Source organism: Pseudomonas sp. R3-56, from assembly GCF_051132075.1.
Lineage (GTDB): Bacteria > Pseudomonadota > Gammaproteobacteria > Pseudomonadales > Pseudomonadaceae > Aquipseudomonas.
Genome location: NZ_CP071657.1, coordinates 1,858,698 through 1,875,832 on the forward strand (window position 1 = coordinate 1,858,698; position 17,135 = coordinate 1,875,832).

General features: G+C 62.7%; 18 protein-coding genes. 13 read left to right on the top strand and 5 right to left on the bottom strand.

Going from position 1 to position 17,135, the window contains the following annotated elements:
• The first annotated feature begins 15 nt into the window (after positions 1-15).
• From J3P96_RS08525 to J3P96_RS08570, 10 genes are all read left to right on the top strand, one after another.
• Entirely contained in the window at positions 16-771 is a 756-nt protein-coding gene (locus J3P96_RS08525; RefSeq protein WP_434656498.1) for a heme ABC transporter permease, read from the top strand.
• The gene (gene ccmD / locus J3P96_RS08530) at positions 768-944 is read left to right on the top strand and encodes a heme exporter protein CcmD (RefSeq protein WP_007939192.1); all 177 of its coding nucleotides are present in this window, start codon (positions 768-770) and stop codon (positions 942-944) included. Before J3P96_RS08525 ends, ccmD begins: the two co-directional genes overlap by 4 nt.
• Positions 941-1,402, top strand: coding sequence for a cytochrome c maturation protein CcmE (gene ccmE, locus J3P96_RS08535; protein ID WP_434572675.1), 462 nt, complete (start codon positions 941-943; stop codon positions 1,400-1,402). The genes ccmD and ccmE overlap by 4 nt, the downstream gene beginning before the upstream one ends.
• Positions 1,403-1,405: 3 nt before the next feature.
• Entirely contained in the window at positions 1,406-3,394 is a 1,989-nt protein-coding gene (locus J3P96_RS08540; RefSeq protein ID WP_434656500.1) for a heme lyase CcmF/NrfE family subunit, read from the top strand.
• Positions 3,391-3,927, top strand: a complete 537-nt coding sequence (locus tag J3P96_RS08545) for a DsbE family thiol:disulfide interchange protein (RefSeq protein ID WP_095963989.1) — start codon at positions 3,391-3,393, stop codon at positions 3,925-3,927. Before J3P96_RS08540 ends, J3P96_RS08545 begins: the two co-directional genes overlap by 4 nt.
• Positions 3,924-4,397, top strand: coding sequence for a cytochrome c-type biogenesis protein (locus J3P96_RS08550; protein WP_434572677.1), 474 nt, complete (start codon positions 3,924-3,926; stop codon positions 4,395-4,397). Before J3P96_RS08545 ends, J3P96_RS08550 begins: the two co-directional genes overlap by 4 nt.
• Entirely contained in the window at positions 4,390-5,592 is a 1,203-nt protein-coding gene (ccmI, locus tag J3P96_RS08555) for a c-type cytochrome biogenesis protein CcmI (RefSeq protein ID WP_434656501.1), read from the top strand. The genes J3P96_RS08550 and ccmI overlap by 8 nt, the downstream gene beginning before the upstream one ends.
• Positions 5,593-5,606: 14 nt before the next feature.
• Positions 5,607-6,014: a hypothetical protein gene (locus J3P96_RS08560; RefSeq protein WP_305499657.1), complete on the top strand. Its 408-nt coding sequence runs from the start codon at positions 5,607-5,609 to the stop codon at positions 6,012-6,014.
• A gap of 262 nt (positions 6,015-6,276) precedes the next feature.
• Entirely contained in the window at positions 6,277-7,152 is an 876-nt protein-coding gene (gene speE / locus J3P96_RS08565) for a polyamine aminopropyltransferase (protein WP_434656503.1), read from the top strand.
• Between the two features lie 382 nt (positions 7,153-7,534).
• On the top strand, positions 7,535-9,628 hold the full coding sequence (locus tag J3P96_RS08570) for an LTA synthase family protein (protein WP_434656504.1): 2,094 nt from the start codon (positions 7,535-7,537) through the stop codon (positions 9,626-9,628).
• A gap of 57 nt (positions 9,629-9,685) precedes the next feature.
• Here J3P96_RS08570 and J3P96_RS08575 read toward each other — a convergent pair whose 3' ends face one another.
• Positions 9,686-9,838, bottom strand: coding sequence for a DUF3309 family protein (locus J3P96_RS08575; protein ID WP_018606531.1), 153 nt, complete (start codon positions 9,836-9,838; stop codon positions 9,686-9,688).
• Positions 9,839-10,220: 382 nt separating this feature from the next.
• Here J3P96_RS08575 and J3P96_RS08580 point away from each other — a divergent pair, with 382 nt between their 5' ends.
• From J3P96_RS08580 to csrA, 3 genes are all read left to right on the top strand, one after another.
• Positions 10,221-11,030, top strand: a complete 810-nt coding sequence (locus J3P96_RS08580) for an SDR family oxidoreductase (RefSeq protein ID WP_434656505.1) — start codon at positions 10,221-10,223, stop codon at positions 11,028-11,030.
• A gap of 63 nt (positions 11,031-11,093) precedes the next feature.
• Entirely contained in the window at positions 11,094-11,426 is a 333-nt protein-coding gene (locus tag J3P96_RS08585) for a YnfA family protein (RefSeq protein WP_434572686.1), read from the top strand.
• Between the two features lie 146 nt (positions 11,427-11,572).
• A complete protein-coding gene (gene csrA, locus J3P96_RS08590) occupies positions 11,573-11,764 on the top strand; it encodes a carbon storage regulator CsrA (RefSeq protein WP_305499663.1) in 192 nt (63 codons plus the stop codon).
• On the opposite strand, the gene J3P96_RS08595 is transcribed toward csrA, so the two are convergent.
• The 4 genes from J3P96_RS08595 to J3P96_RS08610 form a co-directional block, all read right to left on the bottom strand.
• Positions 11,761-11,988 (bottom strand): YheU family protein, encoded by a 228-nt coding sequence (locus J3P96_RS08595; protein ID WP_305499664.1) that lies wholly within the window; start codon positions 11,986-11,988, stop codon positions 11,761-11,763. The two genes, csrA and J3P96_RS08595, sit on opposite strands and share 4 nt — an antisense overlap.
• Before the next feature lie 230 nt (positions 11,989-12,218).
• Entirely contained in the window at positions 12,219-13,409 is a 1,191-nt protein-coding gene (locus tag J3P96_RS08600; protein WP_434629286.1) for an osmoprotectant NAGGN system M42 family peptidase, read from the bottom strand.
• 163 nt (positions 13,410-13,572) lie between these two features.
• Positions 13,573-15,318 carry an N-acetylglutaminylglutamine synthetase gene (gene ngg, locus J3P96_RS08605; protein ID WP_434656507.1) on the bottom strand — a complete coding sequence of 582 codons (1,746 nt, stop codon included), beginning with the start codon at positions 15,316-15,318 and terminating at the stop codon, positions 13,573-13,575.
• Between the two features lie 3 nt (positions 15,319-15,321).
• Positions 15,322-17,094 carry an N-acetylglutaminylglutamine amidotransferase gene (locus tag J3P96_RS08610; RefSeq protein ID WP_434656509.1) on the bottom strand — a complete coding sequence of 591 codons (1,773 nt, stop codon included), beginning with the start codon at positions 17,092-17,094 and terminating at the stop codon, positions 15,322-15,324.
• Positions 17,095-17,135 lie beyond the last annotated feature (41 nt).

The window sequence follows — 17,135 nt, forward strand, 5'->3', positions numbered from 1 at the left end:
GTGATGGAAACTGCAATGAACTGGACCTGGTTTCATAAGCTCGGCTCACCCAAGTGGTTTTACGGCATCAGCGGCAAGATGCTGCCCTGGTTGAGTATCGCCGCCCTGTTGCTGATCGGCATCGGCCTGGTCTGGGGCCTGGCTTTCGCGCCGCCGGACTACCAGCAGGGCAACAGCTTTCGCATTATCTATATCCATGTTCCGGCGGCGATGCTCGCCCAGTCGGTCTACGTGATGCTGGCGATCTGCGGTGTGGTCGGGCTGGTGTGGAAGATGAAGCTGGCCGACGTCGCGCTGCAATGCGCAGCGCCCATCGGTGCCTGGATGACCGCCGTGGCGCTGGTCACCGGGGCAATCTGGGGCAAGCCGACCTGGGGTTCGTGGTGGGTCTGGGATGCACGACTGACGTCGATGCTGATCCTGCTGTTCCTGTACTTCGGTCTTATTGCGCTGGGCAACGCCATCAGCAATCGTGACAGCGCGGCCAAGGCCTGCGCGGTACTGGCGATCGTCGGCGTGATCAACATCCCGATCATCAAGTACTCGGTGGAGTGGTGGAACACCCTGCACCAGGGCGCGACCTTTACCCTCACCGAAAAACCGGCGATGCCGGTCGAGATGTGGCTGCCGCTGCTGCTGACCGTGCTGGGTTTCTACTGCTTCTTCGGCGCGGTGCTGCTGCTGCGCATGCGCCTCGAAGTACTCAAGCGCGAAGCCCGGGCCAGTTGGGTGAAAGCCGAAGTGCAGAACAGCCTGGAGGCCGCTCGATGAGTTTTGCGTCATTCGGCGACTTCCTCGCCATGGGCCATCACGGCCTGTATGTCTGGTCAGCCTATGGCATCTGCCTGGCGGTGCTGGCCCTCAACGTGGCGGCGCCGATCCTGGCCCGCAAGCGGTATCTGCAACAAGAGGCGCGTCGTCTGCGTCGGGAGAACGGTCAGTGAATCCGCTGCGCAAAAAACGTCTTGTCATCATCCTGGCGATCCTGGTCGGCGTCGGTGCGGCGGTCGGCCTCGCCCTCAGCGCCTTGCAACAGAACATCAACCTGTTCTACACCCCGACCCAGATCGCCAATGGCGAAGCGCCCAAGGATACGCGCATCCGCGCTGGCGGCATGGTGGAGCAGGGCTCGCTGGTGCGTTCCGGTGATTCGCTGGACGTGAAGTTCAACGTCACCGACTTCAACAAGACCGTGACCATCACCTATCGCGGCATCCTCCCGGACCTGTTCCGCGAAGGGCAGGGCATCGTTGCCTTGGGCAAACTCAACGCCGATGGCGTGGTGGTGGCCGACGAGGTGCTGGCCAAGCACGATGAGAAATACATGCCGCCGGAAGTGACCAAGGCCCTGAAAGACAGCGGCCAGTCGGCGCCCGCTCCCGCTCCCGTGAAGGAGGGTTGATCGATGAATGCCGGTCTGTTTATTCCTGAGCTGGGCCATCTGGCGATGATCCTGGCCCTGTGTTTTTCCCTGGTCCAGGCGGTTGTGCCGTTGCTCGGCGCCTGGCGTGGCGACCGCTTGTGGATGAGCCTCGCCCAGCCGGCGGCATGGGGGCAGTTTGCGTTCATGCTGTTCGCGTTCGGTTGCCTGACCTACGCGTTCATGGCCGACGATTTTTCCGTGGCCTATGTCGCCAGCAACTCCAACAGCGCCTTGCCCTGGTACTACAAATTCAGCGCGGTGTGGGGTGCCCACGAAGGTTCGTTGCTGCTCTGGGCGTTGATTCTTGCCGGCTGGACCTTCGCGGTGTCAGTGTTCTCCCGACAGTTGCCGCAAGTGATGCTGGCTCGGGTGCTGGCGGTGATGGGCATGATCAGCATCGGGTTCCTGCTGTTCCTGATCCTCACGTCAAACCCGTTCGAGCGCATCCTGCCGCAAGTGCCGATGGACGGCCGCGACCTCAACCCGTTGCTTCAGGACATCGGTCTGATCGTCCATCCGCCGATGCTCTACATGGGCTACGTCGGCTTTTCCGTGGCCTTCGCGTTCGCCATCGCCGCTTTGCTCGGTGGTCGCCTCGACGCCGCGTGGGCGCGCTGGTCGCGGCCATGGACCATTGTCGCCTGGGCCTTCCTCGGGATCGGCATCACACTCGGGTCGTGGTGGGCCTATTACGAACTCGGCTGGGGCGGCTGGTGGTTCTGGGACCCGGTGGAGAACGCCTCCTTCATGCCATGGCTGGTCGGCACAGCACTGATCCACTCCCTGGCCGTCACCGAAAAACGCGGCGTGTTCAAGAGCTGGACCGTGCTGCTGGCGATCGCGGCTTTCTCGCTGAGCCTGCTCGGGACCTTCCTGGTGCGCTCCGGCGTGCTGACCTCGGTGCATGCCTTCGCCTCGGACCCCGAGCGTGGCGTATTCATCCTGATGTTCCTGCTGTTCGTGGTCGGCGGTTCGCTGACGCTGTTCGCCCTGCGTGCACCCGTGGTGAAAAGCCAGGTCGGCTTCAACCTCTGGTCCCGGGAAACCCTGCTGCTGGGCAATAACCTGGTGCTGGTGGTGGCGGCGTCCATGATCCTCCTCGGGACGCTGTATCCGCTGGTGCTCGATGCGTTGTCCGGCGCCAAGCTGTCGGTCGGCCCGCCGTATTTCAACGCATTGTTCATTCCGCTGATGGCGATCCTGATGGTGGTGATGGCGATCGGTATGCTGGTGCGCTGGAAGGACACGCCGGTCAAATGGCTGCTGGGCATGCTCACGCCGGTGCTGCTCGGCACCGCCGCCCTGGCCGTGGTGGCGGGCATCGCTTATGGCGATTTCAACTGGGCGGTGCTGGCGACATTCGTGCTGGCGGCGTGGGTATTGCTGGCGGGCGTGCGGGATATTTTCGACAAGACCCGCCATAAAGGTCTTGTCAAAGGCCTGCCGACCCTGACCCGCAGTTACTGGGGCATGCAACTCGCCCACCTGGGGATCGCCGTCTGCGCCCTCGGTGTGGTGCTGTCCAGCCAGAACAGCGCCGAACGCGACCTGCGCCTGGCACCGGGCGAGTCCATGGACCTGGGCGGTTATCAGTTCGTTTTCGAGGGCGCCAGGCATTTCGAAGGTCCGAACTTCACGTCCGACAAAGGCACCGTACGGGTCATTCGCGACGGCCAGCAGATCACCGTGCTGCACCCGGAAAAACGCCTCTACACCGTACAGAACTCGGTGATGACCGAAGCCGGGATCGACGCCGGTTTCACCCGCGACCTCTACGTGGCGCTGGGCGAACCCCTCGGTGATGGCGCCTGGGCGGTACGCGTCCACGTCAAGCCGTTCGTACGCTGGATCTGGTTCGGTGGCCTGCTCACCGGCCTGGGCGGCGTATTGGCTGCGCTGGATCGACGCTATCGGGTCAAAGTGAAAACCCGGGTGCGCGAAGCCCTGGGCGTGACGGGAGCCACTGCATGAAACGTTGGTTGATGGTGTTGCCGCTGGCGCTGTTTCTGGTGATGGCGGTGTTCTTGTACCGCGGGCTTTACCTGAACCCGTCCGAATTGCCCTCGGCGATGATCGGCAAACCGTTTCCGGAGTTCTCCCTGCCATCGGTACAAGGCGACAAGACGCTGACTCGCGCCGACCTGCTGGGCAAGCCGGCGCTGGTCAACGTGTGGGGCACCTGGTGCATTTCCTGCCGGGTCGAACATCCGGTGCTGAACAAACTGGCCCAGAACGGCGTGGTGATCTACGGCGTCAACTACAAGGACGTCAATGCCGATGCCTTGAAGTGGCTTGCCGAGTTCCACAACCCGTATCAACTGGACATCCGTGACGAGGAGGGCACCCTCGGCCTGAACCTGGGCGTCTACGGTGCGCCGGAAACCTTCTTTATCGACGCCAAGGGCATCATCCGGGACAAGTTCATCGGGGTGATCGACGAGCAGGTCTGGCGCGAGAAGCTGGCCGGCAAATATCAGGCACTGGTGGACGAGGCCAAGCCATGAGGCGCTGGTTAGCGGCTGCCGTCCTCGGCTTGAGCCTGGCGGGTGTGGCCCACGCCGCCATCGACACTTACGAATTTGCCAACGATGCCGAGCGCGAGCGGTTTCGCGAACTGACCAAGGAACTGCGCTGCCCCAAGTGTCAGAACCAGGACATCGCCGACTCCAACGCGCCGATTGCCGCCGACCTGCGCAAGGAGATCTTCCGCATGCTCGGCGAGGGCAAGGACAACCAGCAGATCATCGACTTCATGGTCGATCGCTACGGTGAGTTCGTGCGCTACAACCCGGCGCTGTCTTCCAAGACCGCGCTGCTCTGGTTCGGCCCCGCCGGGCTGCTGCTCGGTGGTTTCGTCGTCATCGCAGTGATCGTGCGTCGCCGCCGGGTCCAGCGCACTGCCGCCCCGGACACGCTTTCTGTCGAAGAGCGCCAGCGCCTCGACCAACTGTTGGATAAAACCAAGCATGATTGATTTCTGGCTCGCCGCAGGTCTGCTTCTCCTGGTTGCCCTGAGTTTTCTGTTGATCCCCGTGTTGCGTGGCCGCCGCGCCCAATTGGAAGAAGACCGTACTGCGCTGAACGTGGCGCTGTACCAGGAGCGCGTCGCCGAACTGCAGGCCGAGCGGGAGGAGGGCGTGCTCAACGCCGCGCAACTGGACACCGGTCGCGCCGAGGCCGCCCGTGAGTTGCTCGCCGACACCGAGGGCGCCGAGGCGCCGCGCGAATCGCGACTGGGCAAGCCGTTGCCGCTGCTCGCGGCGGTATTGGTGCCGGTATTGGGCCTGGCGCTGTACCTGCATTTCGGCGCAAGCGACAAGGTCGAGCTGACCCGTGAATTCGCCCAGGCGCCCAAGTCCATGGAAGAAATGACTTTGCGCCTGGAGCGCGCGGTGGCGGCACAACCGGATTCCGCCGAAGGTTTGTATTTCCTCGGGCGGACCTACATGGCGCAGGATCGGCCGGCGGATGCGGCAAAGATCTTCGAGCGCACCGTGGCACTGGCCGGCCGCCAGCCCGAGCTGCTCGGACAGTGGGCCCAGGCCCAGTATTTTGCCGACGGCAAGAAGTGGTCGGACAAGGTCCAGGCCCTCACCGACGAGGCGCTGAAGCTCGATCCGAAGGAAGTCACCAGCCTCGGCCTGTTGGGCATCGCCGCGTTCGAAGGCGAGCGCTATCAGGAGGCGATCGATTACTGGGGCCGCCTGCTGGCGCAGTTGCCCGAAGGCGACAAGTCGCGGGAGGCGTTGCAGGGGGGCATCACTCGCGCCACCGAGAAACTGCAAGCCAACGGTGGCAAGGTTGCCCAGGCGCCAGTCGCCAAGGCTACGGCGCTGCTCAAGGTCCGTGTCGAGCTCGATCCGGCCCTCAAAGCCAAGGTGCAGCCGGGCGACAGCGTGTTCATTTTCGCTCGCGCCGTGTCTGGCCCGCCCGCGCCGTTAGCGGCCAGGCGCCTGACCGTCGCCGACCTGCCGGCCAGCGTCGAGCTGGGTGACGCTGATGCGATGATGCCGCAGCTGAAACTGTCGAACTTCCCTGAAGTCCAACTGGTGGCGCGCATCTCCCGAGCCGGCCAACCCACCGCCGGCGAGTGGATCGGTCGCAGCCAGCCCCTGGCGAGCAGCACCACGGCGCTACAACAATTGATTATCGACAGTCCGGACCAATGACAGGAATTCGCACCATGACCGCCATCGCTCGTATGACCCTGCTCACCCTCGTCCTGGGCCTGAGCGCTTGTGCGGTCCAGCGCCCACCGGAGCCTTCGGCGCCATTGCCACCGATTCCGCCTTCGACGCCGACCACCAAACCAGGCCCGTCGACCGCGCCCGGCAAACCCGTGACCCCGAACAAACCGGCCAAGCCGCTGCCGCGCACCTCCGCCAGTTTCGCTCCACCACCAGGCGGCAACAGCCACTGGGACGCCAAGCTCGGGGTCTATGTGCTGGACAAGCAGCCCAACACGTTCTATCGCCAGCGCACCTATTATCGTTGGAACAACGGCTGGAGCCGCTCCGTCAGCCCGAACGGCCCGTGGGAAGAAACCACTATCGAAGGCGTACCGGCGGGGCTCGGACAGAAGTTTCACTGAAGCCCATTGCCGGCCCTTGTGGCGAGGGAGCTTGCTCCCGCTGGGCTACGAAGTAGCCCTGAGCTTTCCTCGGTATTTCAGCCAGGCCTGCCCAGTTCTTCCGGGGGCTGCTGCGCAGCCCAGCGGGAGCAAGCTCCCTCGCCACGAAGGTTGCGTTGCGGCGTCAGACAGTAGAAGGTTCGACCTGTCATCCCCAGCGTCGTAGAATGCGCGCCTTTGCGAGCCTTCACTGGCCAACGCGTATTGATCGGAGCACCTGACCATGACGACCACCCCGACCGGCGACTACCTGGAAACCCTCTACGAAGGCTATGGCCAGCGTTTTCGCATGGACAAGCTGCTGCACGAAGTGCGCACCGAGCACCAGCACCTGGTGATTTTCGAAAACCCGCGCATGGGCCGGGTCATGGCCCTGGATGGTGTCATCCAGACCACCGAAGCCGATGAATTCATCTATCACGAGATGCTCACCCACGTACCCATCCTCGCTCATGGCGCCGTCAAGCGCGTGCTGATCATCGGTGGCGGTGACGGCGGCATGCTCCGTGAAGTGACCAAGCACGTCGGTATCGAGCACATCACCATGGTCGAGATCGATGGCACGGTGGTGGACATGTGCAAGGAGTTCCTGCCCAACCACTCCAAGGGTGCCTACGACGACCCGCGGCTGAACCTGGTGATCGACGATGGCATGCGTTTCGTCGCCACCACCCAGGAGAAATTCGACGTCATCATTTCCGATTCCACCGACCCGATCGGCCCGGGCGAAGTGCTGTTCTCGGAGAACTTCTACCAGGCTTGCCATCGCTGCCTGAACGAAGGCGGGATCCTGGTGACCCAGAACGGCACGCCGTTCATGCAACTGGGCGAAGTGCAGACCACCGCCGGACGCTTGCATGACCTGTTCGCCGACTGGCATTTCTACCAGGCCGCTGTGCCGACGTACATCGGCGGCGCCATGACCTTCGCCTGGGGCTCGACTGATACCGCTCACCGCAAGCTTTCTCGCGAAACCCTGCGCGAGCGCTTCATTGGCAGCGGTATCGTGACGCGCTACTACAACCCCGAGATTCACCTGGGCGCGTTCGCCATGCCGCAATATGTGCTGCAGGCGATCAACAAGCCGAGCAACGACTGAGGCCCCGCAATTGAGGCGAGATCCTTCTGTGGCGAGGGAGCTTGCTCCCGCTGGGGCGCGAAGCGGCCCTCCTGGATCTACCTGACACACCCAGTTGCCTCAGCGTGTGTTGGGGGCCGCTTCGCAGCCCAGCGGGAGCAAGCTCCCTCGCCACAAGGGCGCTGGGGTGCTTTTGTGTTTCCAGATATTCATTGAACGAAATTTTCACCAAGTCTTGTCGACAATCCCCCGCGCTCTGTCGCCAGCGGTTATTTAATGGCAATGCCATGGCCGTTCGTGCGACATTCGCGCACTTGCGCAAGCCCCGGGCCTGATATCTGGCCAACAGAGGGCGCGCCGTTGTTCTATTCGTCACTCCAACTCCAATAGGTCCTCAAACGACATGGCAATCCCGGACGCCCTGAGTCAGCAGCGCACCACGCATCGCCTGCTGCAACCGACCGTCAAATCGCACCTGGCCTACACGTTGCTCTGTGCGTTGGTGATGATGGTCATGCTGAGCCTGCTGCGCGTTGCGCTGCTGGTCTACAACCGCGAGATGATCCTTGATACACCGGCCTCTACCTTCGTCGAAGCGTTCGCCAACGGCCTGCGTTTCGACCTGCGCCTGGTGGTCTACCTGTGCATCCCGCTGCTGCTGGCCCTGTTCAGCGCACGGGCGATGGCGGCACGTGGATTCTTTCGTTTCTGGCTGACCGTCACGTCCAGCATCGCGCTGTTTCTCGGCTTGATGGAAATGGACTTCTACCGCGAGTTCCACCAGCGCCTCAACGGCCTGGTCTTCCAATATGTGCAGGAAGACCCGAAAACCGTCATGAGCATGCTCTGGTACGGTTTCCCGGTGGTGCGCTACCTGCTGGCCTGGGCCGGCGGCACGCTGATCCTGGCCCTGGCCTTCAAGGGTGCTGATCGCGCTACCCGGCCACGCGGGCCGTTCAGTGGCGGCAGCATCGGCACCCGCCAGATCGCCCCGTGGTATGGCCGCGTCGCGGTGTTCCTGGTCTGCCTGGTGGTGGCCGTCGCCGCCGCCCGTGGCACCTTGCGCCAAGGCCCGCCCCTGCGTTGGGGCGACGTCTATACCACCGATTCGAACTTCGCCAACCAGTTGGGCCTCAACGGTACGCTTTCGCTGGTGGCGGCGGCCAAGAGCCGGATGTCCGAACACCGTGACAATGTCTGGAAGGCCACCCTCGAATCGTCGCTGGCGCAGCAGACCGTGCGCGACATGCTGGTGATGCCCGACGACAAGCTCGTCGACGCCGGGACTGCCGCGGTAAGACGCGACTACACGCCGCCGGCCGACAAGACACTGCCGATCAAGAACGTGGTGGTGATCCTGATGGAAAGCATGGCCGGTCACTCGGTGGGCGCCCTGGGCGCGCCGGGTAACATCACGCCATACCTGGACAAGCTGTCCAAGGAAGGCCTGCTGTTCGACCGCTTCTTCTCCAACGGCACCCACACCCACCAGGGCATGTTCGCCACCATGGCGTGTTTCCCGAACCTGCCGGGTTTTGAATATCTGATGCAGACACCGGAAGGCAGTCACAAGCTCTCGGGCCTGCCGCAACTGCTCAGCGCCCGGGACTACGACGATGTGTATGTCTACAACGGCGATTTCGCCTGGGACAACCAGTCGGGTTTCTTCAGCAACCAGGGCATGACCACCTTCATCGGTCGTAATGACTATGTGAACCCGGTGTTCTCCGACCCGACCTGGGGCGTGTCCGACCAGGACATGTTCGACCGTGGCCTGATCGAGCTCAAGGCGCGGGAAAACGGCAAGCCGTTCTATGCGTTGTTGCAGACCCTGTCCAACCACACGCCTTACGCACTGCCGACGCCGTTGCCGGTCGAGCCGGTCACGGACCGTGGTCGCCTGAACGAACACTTGACCGCCATGCGTTACTCCGATTGGGCGCTGGGGCAGTTCTTCGAGAAGGCGCGCAAGGAGCCTTACTTCAAGGAAACCCTGTTTGTCGTGGTTGGCGACCATGGCTTCGGCAACGAGCGCCAGATCACCGAAATGGACCTTGGCCGCTTCAACGTGCCGATGTTGCTGATCGGCCCGGGCATCCAGGAAAAATTCGGCCAGCGCAGCCACACCGTGGGCACCCAGGTCGATATCGTTCCAACCATCATGGGACGGCTCGGCGGACAGGTGCGTAACCAGTGCTGGGGCCGTGACCTGTTGAACCTGCCGCCAGGCGACACCGGCTTTGGCGTGATCAAGCCGTCGGGCAGCGACCAGACCACCGCGATCATTCGCGACGACACGATCCTGGTACTGCCGGAAGAAAAGGCCATGCCAGCGAAGCTGTTCCGCTATCAGCTGGGGGCCAATCCGCATGCGGAGATCATTCCGGATGCACCTGACACCGCAGAGATGAAACTCAAGCTCGAGGCGTTCCTGCAAACCGCGACCAAGAGCCTGCTGGATAACACCGCCGGTGTTGTTGACGGCAAGCCGGACTGATAATCGCGACGTATAAAAAAAGAGGCCTCAAAGGCCTCTTTTTTTATGCTTGGTGTTTTATATCTTGCCAAGTAACAACAAGATCAACAGCACGACCAGCACAACGCCGATGATACCGGACGGGCCATAACCCCAACTTCTGGAGTGCGGGAAGACCGGAAGGCCACCGATCAGCAGGAGGATCAGGATGATGATAAGAATAGTGCCCATTGTTGATTTCCTTATTGGTCAGTTCTGGAGTGATGTAACTTTCAACTGCCAGCGCGCGTGCGTTGAATCCGGGCGGCTTATTAAGTCCGACCGTAACGTCCTGTAAAAAATTCAATGTTTTTTGTTGTTAGTCTATTAGTGCCGGACGCTGCCTTTGGTGGCGAGGGGATTTATCCCCGTTGGGTCGCGTAGCGGCCCCCTTCCATTTCGGCCAGTTGGCTCATGCAAACAACGGGGACAAATCCCCTCGCCACGGAAGCGTTGGCAATCAAAACCCTCCACGGTTTGCCCTCGCCATTCAGCAATCTGATGGTGCATGGGTCTGTTCGGGTCCTTCGCTACACTCGGCGCATCTCTCCCGGAACAACAAGGCTGTTTCCCTATGCAAAATCGCATGATGATCACCGGTGCCGGCTCCGGCCTGGGCCGCGAAATCGCGCTGCGCTGGGCCCATGAAGGCTGGCACCTGGCCCTGTCCGATGTCAGCGAGCCCGGCCTTCAGGAAACCCTCCGGCTGGTGCGCGATGCCGGTGGCGAGGGTTTCGTCCAGCGCTGTGACGTGCGCGACTACAGCCAGCTCACCGCATTCGCCCAGGCCTGCGAGGAGAAGCTTGGCGGCATCGATATCATCGTCAATAACGCTGGCGTGGCTTCGGGCGGGTTCTTCAGCGAGCTCTCGCTGGAGGATTGGGACTGGCAGATCGCAATCAACCTGATGGGGGTGGTCAAGGGCTGCAAGGCGTTCCTGCCACTGCTGGAAAAAAGCCGCGGCAAGATCATCAACATCGCCTCCATGGCGGCGCTGATGCAGGGGCCTGCCATGAGCAACTACAACGTGGCCAAGGCCGGCGTCGTGGCGCTGTCGGAAAGCCTGCTGGTCGAGCTGGCCCAGCAGGAAATCGGCGTGCATGTGGTATGTCCGTCGTTCTTCCAGACCAACCTGCTGGACTCGTTCCGTGGCCCGACCCCGGCCATGAAGGCCCAGGTGGGCAAACTGCTGGAAAGCTCGCCGATCAGCGCGGCGGACATTGCCGATTACATCTACCAGCATGTCGCCCAGGGTGAATTCATGATCCTGCCCCACGAGCAGGGGCGCATGGCCTGGGCCCTCAAACAGAAAAATCCACAACTGCTGTACGACGAAATGACCGCAATGGCCGACAAGATGCGCGCCAAGGCACGGCAGGCCTGAGTTGACCTGATTGCCCGGTGTCCTCAGGATGGCGCCATTCGTGCCTTCCTGATGGACATAGCAATGCTCAATTACCTGTGGTTTTTTCTCGCCGCGCTGTTCGAGATCGCTGGCTGCTACGCCTTCTGGATGTGGTTGCGCCAGGGCAAGAGTGCCTGGTGGATCGTGCCGGCGCTGCTCAGCCTTGCGTTATTCGCCCTGTTGCTGACGCGCATCGAAGCCACTTATGCCGGTCGCGCCTACGCCGCCTACGGTGGCATTTATATCATCGCCTCGATCGGCTGGCTGGCCGTGGTGGAACGGGTGCGGCCGCTGGGTTCCGACTGGGTCGGCGTGGCCCTCTGTGTCGTGGGGGCCAGCGTGATTCTGTTCGGTCCACGTTTTTCGGGGCCGTAAACTGCCGTTTCGGCGTGGTTTTGCAGGACGTTTCCTTCAGCCAACGGACAGTTGTTTGTAGGGGTTTACTGAATTCCCGCCGGTATCTTGTGCTCGGAAAACAGGCCGTGCATGGTCAATGTCCAATCACTCTTAAGGACAAGACCATGCTCGTATTAAGCCGTACCGTAGGTGAGTTGATTTCCATCGGTGATGAGATTTCCGTCCGCGTGCTGTCGATCAGCGGTGGCACCGTGCGCTTTGGCGTAGAAGCGCCCCGGCACGTGGAGGTTCATCGTTCCGAGGTCTACGACAGGATCCAGAGAAAAAAGGCCGGGTCCGACCGCAAGGTCGGTTAATCGAACAGATGTCTGGGCACATCGTGCTTGAGCATCAATTGGCACTGTTCGCTTTCGGGATCGAAGACAATCATGGCCTGGCCTTTGGTCAGGGCCTGCCTGACCCGCAGGACGCGGGTTTCCAGCGGGGTATCGTCGCCATTGTCAGTACCGTCACGGGTGACGAAATCCTCGATCAGGCGGGTGAGCGTATCGACTTCGAGTTGGTCGTAGGGGATCAGCATGGGGACCTCGACTGGAGTATGCCGCGATGCTACGGCCAATGGGCCTTTCCGGCTAGCCTTGGGTTTTGTCAGTGACTGCATATCCTTGTGGGAGCGGGCTTGCTCGCGAAAGCGATGGGTCTGCCAGCATTGATGTTGACTGTACCTGCGCCTTCGCGAGCAAGCCCGCTCCCACATTGGATTTATGTTCGTTCCCAAAAAGCCATGCTGTCAGCCAACATCGAGCGGGTTCAGCTATCCGAACGGTGCCCGATCAGGCTGTCCACCGACGGCACCCGGGTGTCGCTTTCCATCTGCGCATCATGCTCGATCTGATGGCTGAAGCGATCCAGTGATCCCTGGGCCGGTTGGGCGTCGCTGGCAAATACCGGCGGGCTGAGGATGTAGGCACCGAGCAGGCGGCTCAGCGCGGCCAGGCTGTCGATGTGGGTGCGTTCGTAGCCATGGGTCGCGTCGCAGCCAAAGGCGAGCAGGGCGGTGCGGATGTCGTGCCCGGCGGTAATCGCCGAATGGGCGTCGCTGAAGTAATAGCGAAACAGGTCGCGGCGCGCCGGCAGTTCGTGCTCCTTGGCCAGCTTCAGCAAATGTCGCGACAGATGGTAGTCGTACGGGCCTCCCGAGTCCTGCATGGCCACGCTCACCGCATGTTCGCTGGAGTGCTGGCCTGGCGCGACCGGTGCAATGTCTATCCCAACGAATTCGCTGACGTCCCAAGGCAGCGCGGCCGCCGCGCCGCTGCCGGTTTCCTCGGTGATGGTGAACAGCGGGTGGCAGTCGATCAACAGTTCCTCGCCGCTGTCGACAATCGCCTTGAGCGCCGCCAGCAACGCGGCGACCCCGGCCTTGTCATCCAAGTGACGGGCGCTGATATGGCCGCTTTCGGTGAACTCCGGCAAGGGGTCGAACGCCACATAGTCGCCGATACCCACCCCCAACGTTTCGCAATCGGCGCGGGTGGCGCAGTAGGCGTCCAGGCGCAGTTCGATGTGGTCCCAACTGATGGGCATCTCATCCACGGCGGTGTTGAACGCGTGCCCGGAGGCCATCAGCGGCAGCACGCTGCCACGGATCACCCCGGTGTCGGTAAACAGGCTGACCCGGCTGCCCTCGGCAAAGCGGCTCGACCAGCAGCCCACCGGCGCCAGCGTCAGGCGGCCGTTGTCCTTGATGGCGCGAACGGAGGCGCCGATGGTGTCCAGGTGAGCCGATACGGCCCGGTCAGGGCTGCTCTTGCGGCCCTTGAGGGTGGCGCGGATCGTGCCGCGCCGGGTCATTTCGAAAGGGATGCCCAGCTCTTCGAGTCGCTCGGCAACGTACCGCACGATGGTATCGGTGAAGCCGGTCGGGCTGGGAATGGCGAGCATTTCCAACAGGACTTTCTGCAGGTATGCGAGATCCGGTTCGGGAATTTTGCTGATCATGGAAACTCCTCGCGGAACGTTAAGTTTTGCATAGGGGAACCTTGTGGCGAGGGAGCTTGCTCCCGCTGGGCCGCGAAGCGGTCCTTCTTTTCAGACCTCGGGGCCTGAGCGACCGCTTCGCGGCCGAGCAGGAGCAAGCTCCCTCGCCACGGAGAGATTTGAGTCAGACCACTGCCTGGCTATGGGGAAACAACAGGTCCACAAAGCGCTCGGCAGTGGGTTGCGGTTCGTGGTTGGCCAGGCCGGCGCGTTCGTTGGCTTCGATGAACACATATTCCGGTTGATCGGCCGCCGGTACCAGCAAGTCGAGGCCGACCATCGGGATGTCCAGCGCCCGCGCGGCGCGCACCGCCGCATCGGCCAGGGTCGGATGCAGGATCGCGGTGACGTCTTCCAGCACGCCGCCGGTATGCAGGTTCGCGGTGCGTCGAACAAACAGATGCTCACCCGCCGGCAGCACGCTGTCATAGCCATACCCGGCCGCGCTCAACGTTCGCTCGGTCTCGGCATCCATCGGGATCTTGCTTTCACCCCCGGTAGCCGCCTGCCGCCGCCGGCTCTGCGCCTCGATCAGCGCGCCAATGGTGTGCTGGCCGTCGCCGATCACTTCCGCCGGGCGCCGGATCGCCGCCGCCACCACTTCAAAACCGATCACCAGGATGCGCAGGTCGAGCCCTTCGTGGAAGCTCTCCAGCAGCACGCGGCTGTCGAAGCGCCGGGCCGTTTCGATGGCGTTCTGGACTTCCTCGATGGTCCGCAGGTCCACCGCCACGCCCTGGCCCTGTTCGCCGTCCAGCGGCTTGACCACCACGCGCTCGTGTTCATCGAGAAACGCCAGGTTGTCGTCGGCATTGCCCGCCAGCTGTTGCGCCGGCAGGTTCAGACCGGCATTTTTCAGCACCTTGTGGGTCAGGCTCTTGTTCTGACACAGGGTCATGCTGATCGCACTGGTCAAGTCGCTCAGCGATTCCCGGCAGCGAACCCGCCGGCTGCCATGCACTAGGGTGAACAGCCCGGCCTCGGCGTCATCCACTTGCACTTCGATGCCACGCCGGTGCGCTTCCTCGACGATGATCCGCGCGTACGGGTTGAATTGCGCCTCGGGCCCCGGCCCGAGGAACAGCGGCTGGTTGATGCCGTTCTTGCGTTTGATGGCGAAGGTCGAGAGGTTACGGAAGCCGAGCTTGGCGTAGAGATTTTTCGCCAGGCGATTGTTGTGCAGCACCGACAGGTCCAGGTAGCTCAAGCCACGGCTCATGAAATGCTCGATGAGATGGCGCACCAGCACTTCGCCGACGCCGGGCCGCGAACATTGCGGGTCCACCGCCAGGCACCAGAGGCTGCTGCCGTTTTCCGGGTCGTTGAACGCTTTCTGGTGGTTGAGGCCCATGACGCTGCCGATCACCGCGCCGGTGTCGTCGTCTTCGGCCAGCCAGTACACCGGGCCGCCCTGGTGACGCGGGGTCAGGCGCTCGGGATCGATGGGCAGCATGCCGCGAGCCTGGTAGAGCTGGTTGATGGCTTGCCAGTCGCTCTCGCTCTGGGCCCGGCGGATCCGGAAGCCACGAAACACTCGCGTGGCTTGGCGATAATCGCTGAACCACAGGCGCAGGGTATCCGATGGGTCAAGGAACAGGTGCGCAGGTTCCAGCCCCAGCACTTGCTGGGGCGCGGCGACATACAAGGCAATGTCACGTTCGCCGGGCTGCTCGTTGAGCAGCTCCTGGGCCAGGGTCGCCGGGTCCGGAAAGGTATGGCCGATGAGCAAGCGGCCCCAGCCGCAATGCACGGCGATCGGAGCGGCGCCCAGTTCGCTGCCATCTTCGGCCAGGCGCGCCTGCAAGCGTTCGTAGGACGGTGGTTGTCCACGCAAAAGACGTTGGTTGTGAAGGGTCGGGTGGGGTTTCATCAGTCAGATTCCTTGCTCGCTGAGCCACAGGTTCAGCGCCGCCAATTGCCATAGCCGCGAGCCGCGCAAAGGCGTGAGCTGGCCGTTGGGGTCGGTCAGCAAACGGTCGAGCATGGTCGGGTTGAACAAGCCGCGATCCTGGCTCGGGTCCAGCAGCAGTTCGCGAACCCAGGCCAGGGTGTTGCCTTCCAGGTGCTTGAGGCCCGGGACCGGGAAATAACCTTTCTTGCGGTCAATGACCTCGCTCGGGATCACCCGGCGGGCCGCTTCCTTGAGTACCTGCTTGCCGCCATCGGGCAGCTTGAATTTCGCCGGAACCCGTGCTGAAAGCTCCACCAGCCGATAGTCCAGGAATGGCGTGCGCGCTTCCAGGCCCCAGGCCATGGTCATGTTGTCGACGCGCTTGACCGGGTCGTCCACCAGCATCACGGTGCTGTCCAGGCGCAGGGCCTTGTCGACGGCCGCATCGGCGCCCGGCCGGGCGAAGTGCTCCTTGACGAAGTCACCGGCGGCGTCGTTGGCCGTCAGCCATCCAGGCTGCACGGTCGCGGCATATTCTTCATAGCTGCGGTCGAAGAACGCGGCGCGATAGGCGGCGTACGGGTCACTGGCGCCGTCCACTTGCGGATACCAGTGGTAACCCGCGAACAGTTCGTCAGCACCCTGGCCGCTTTGCACCACCTTGCAGTGCTTGGCGACTTCCCGCGACAGCAGGTAAAAGGCGATGCAGTCGTGGCTGACCATCGGCTCGCTCATGGCGCGAAAAGCAGCCGGCAGCTGTTCGATGATTTCTTTCTCATCGATGCGCAACTGATGGTGGCGGGTGCCGTAGTGCTTGGCGATCAGGTCCGAATACTGGAACTCGTCACCGCGCTCGCCGCCGGCGTCCTGGAAGCCGATGGAGAAGGTGGACAGGTCTTCCACGCCCACTTCGCGCAACAGGCCGACGAGCATGCTCGAATCGACGCCGCCCGAGAGCAGCACGCCCACGTCGACGGCGGCGCGCTGGCGAATGGCGACGGCTTCGCGGGTGCTGTCGAGCACGCGATCGATCCAGTCTTCCAGGTTGAGGTTCTGTTCATCGGCCCGTGGGCCGTAGGGCAGCGTCCACCAGGTTTTCTGCTCGGTGCGACCGTCCGCTTCGATGCGCATCCAGGTCGCCGGTGGCAGTTTTTCAATGCCCGCCAACAAGGTGCGTGGCGCCGGGACGACCGCGTGGAAATTCAGATAGTGATTGAGGGCGATCGGGTCAAGCACCGGATTGATGTCGCCACCCTTGAGCAGGGCCGGCAGCGCCGAGGCAAAGCGCAGGCGCTGGCCGGTACGCGACAGGTACAGCGGCTTGACGCCGAGACGGTCGCGAGCAATGAACAACCGCCTGGCGTCGCGTTCCCAGATGGCGAAGGCGAACATGCCATTGAGTTTGGGCAGCAGGGCTTCGCCCCAGGCGTGATAACCCTTGAGCAACACTTCGGTGTCGCCGCCAGAGTAGAAGGTGTAGCCCAGGCCTTCGAGTTCGCTGCGCAGTTCCGGGTAGTTGTAGATCGCGCCGTTGAATGCCAGGGACAGGCCCAGTTGATTGTCGATCATCGGCTGGGCCGAACCATCGGACAGGTCCATGATTTTCAGGCGCCGGTGGCCGAGGGCGATCGGCCCCTGGCTATGAAAGCCCCACGCGTCAGGGCCGCGAGGGGCCAGGTGATGGGTGATGCGCTCTACGGCCGCAAGGTCCGCAGGTTGTTGATCGAAACGTAACTCTCCAGCTAATCCGCACATAAGTCCTTACCGGTTTTTCCGTTGGGGAGGGGTCAAGCCGT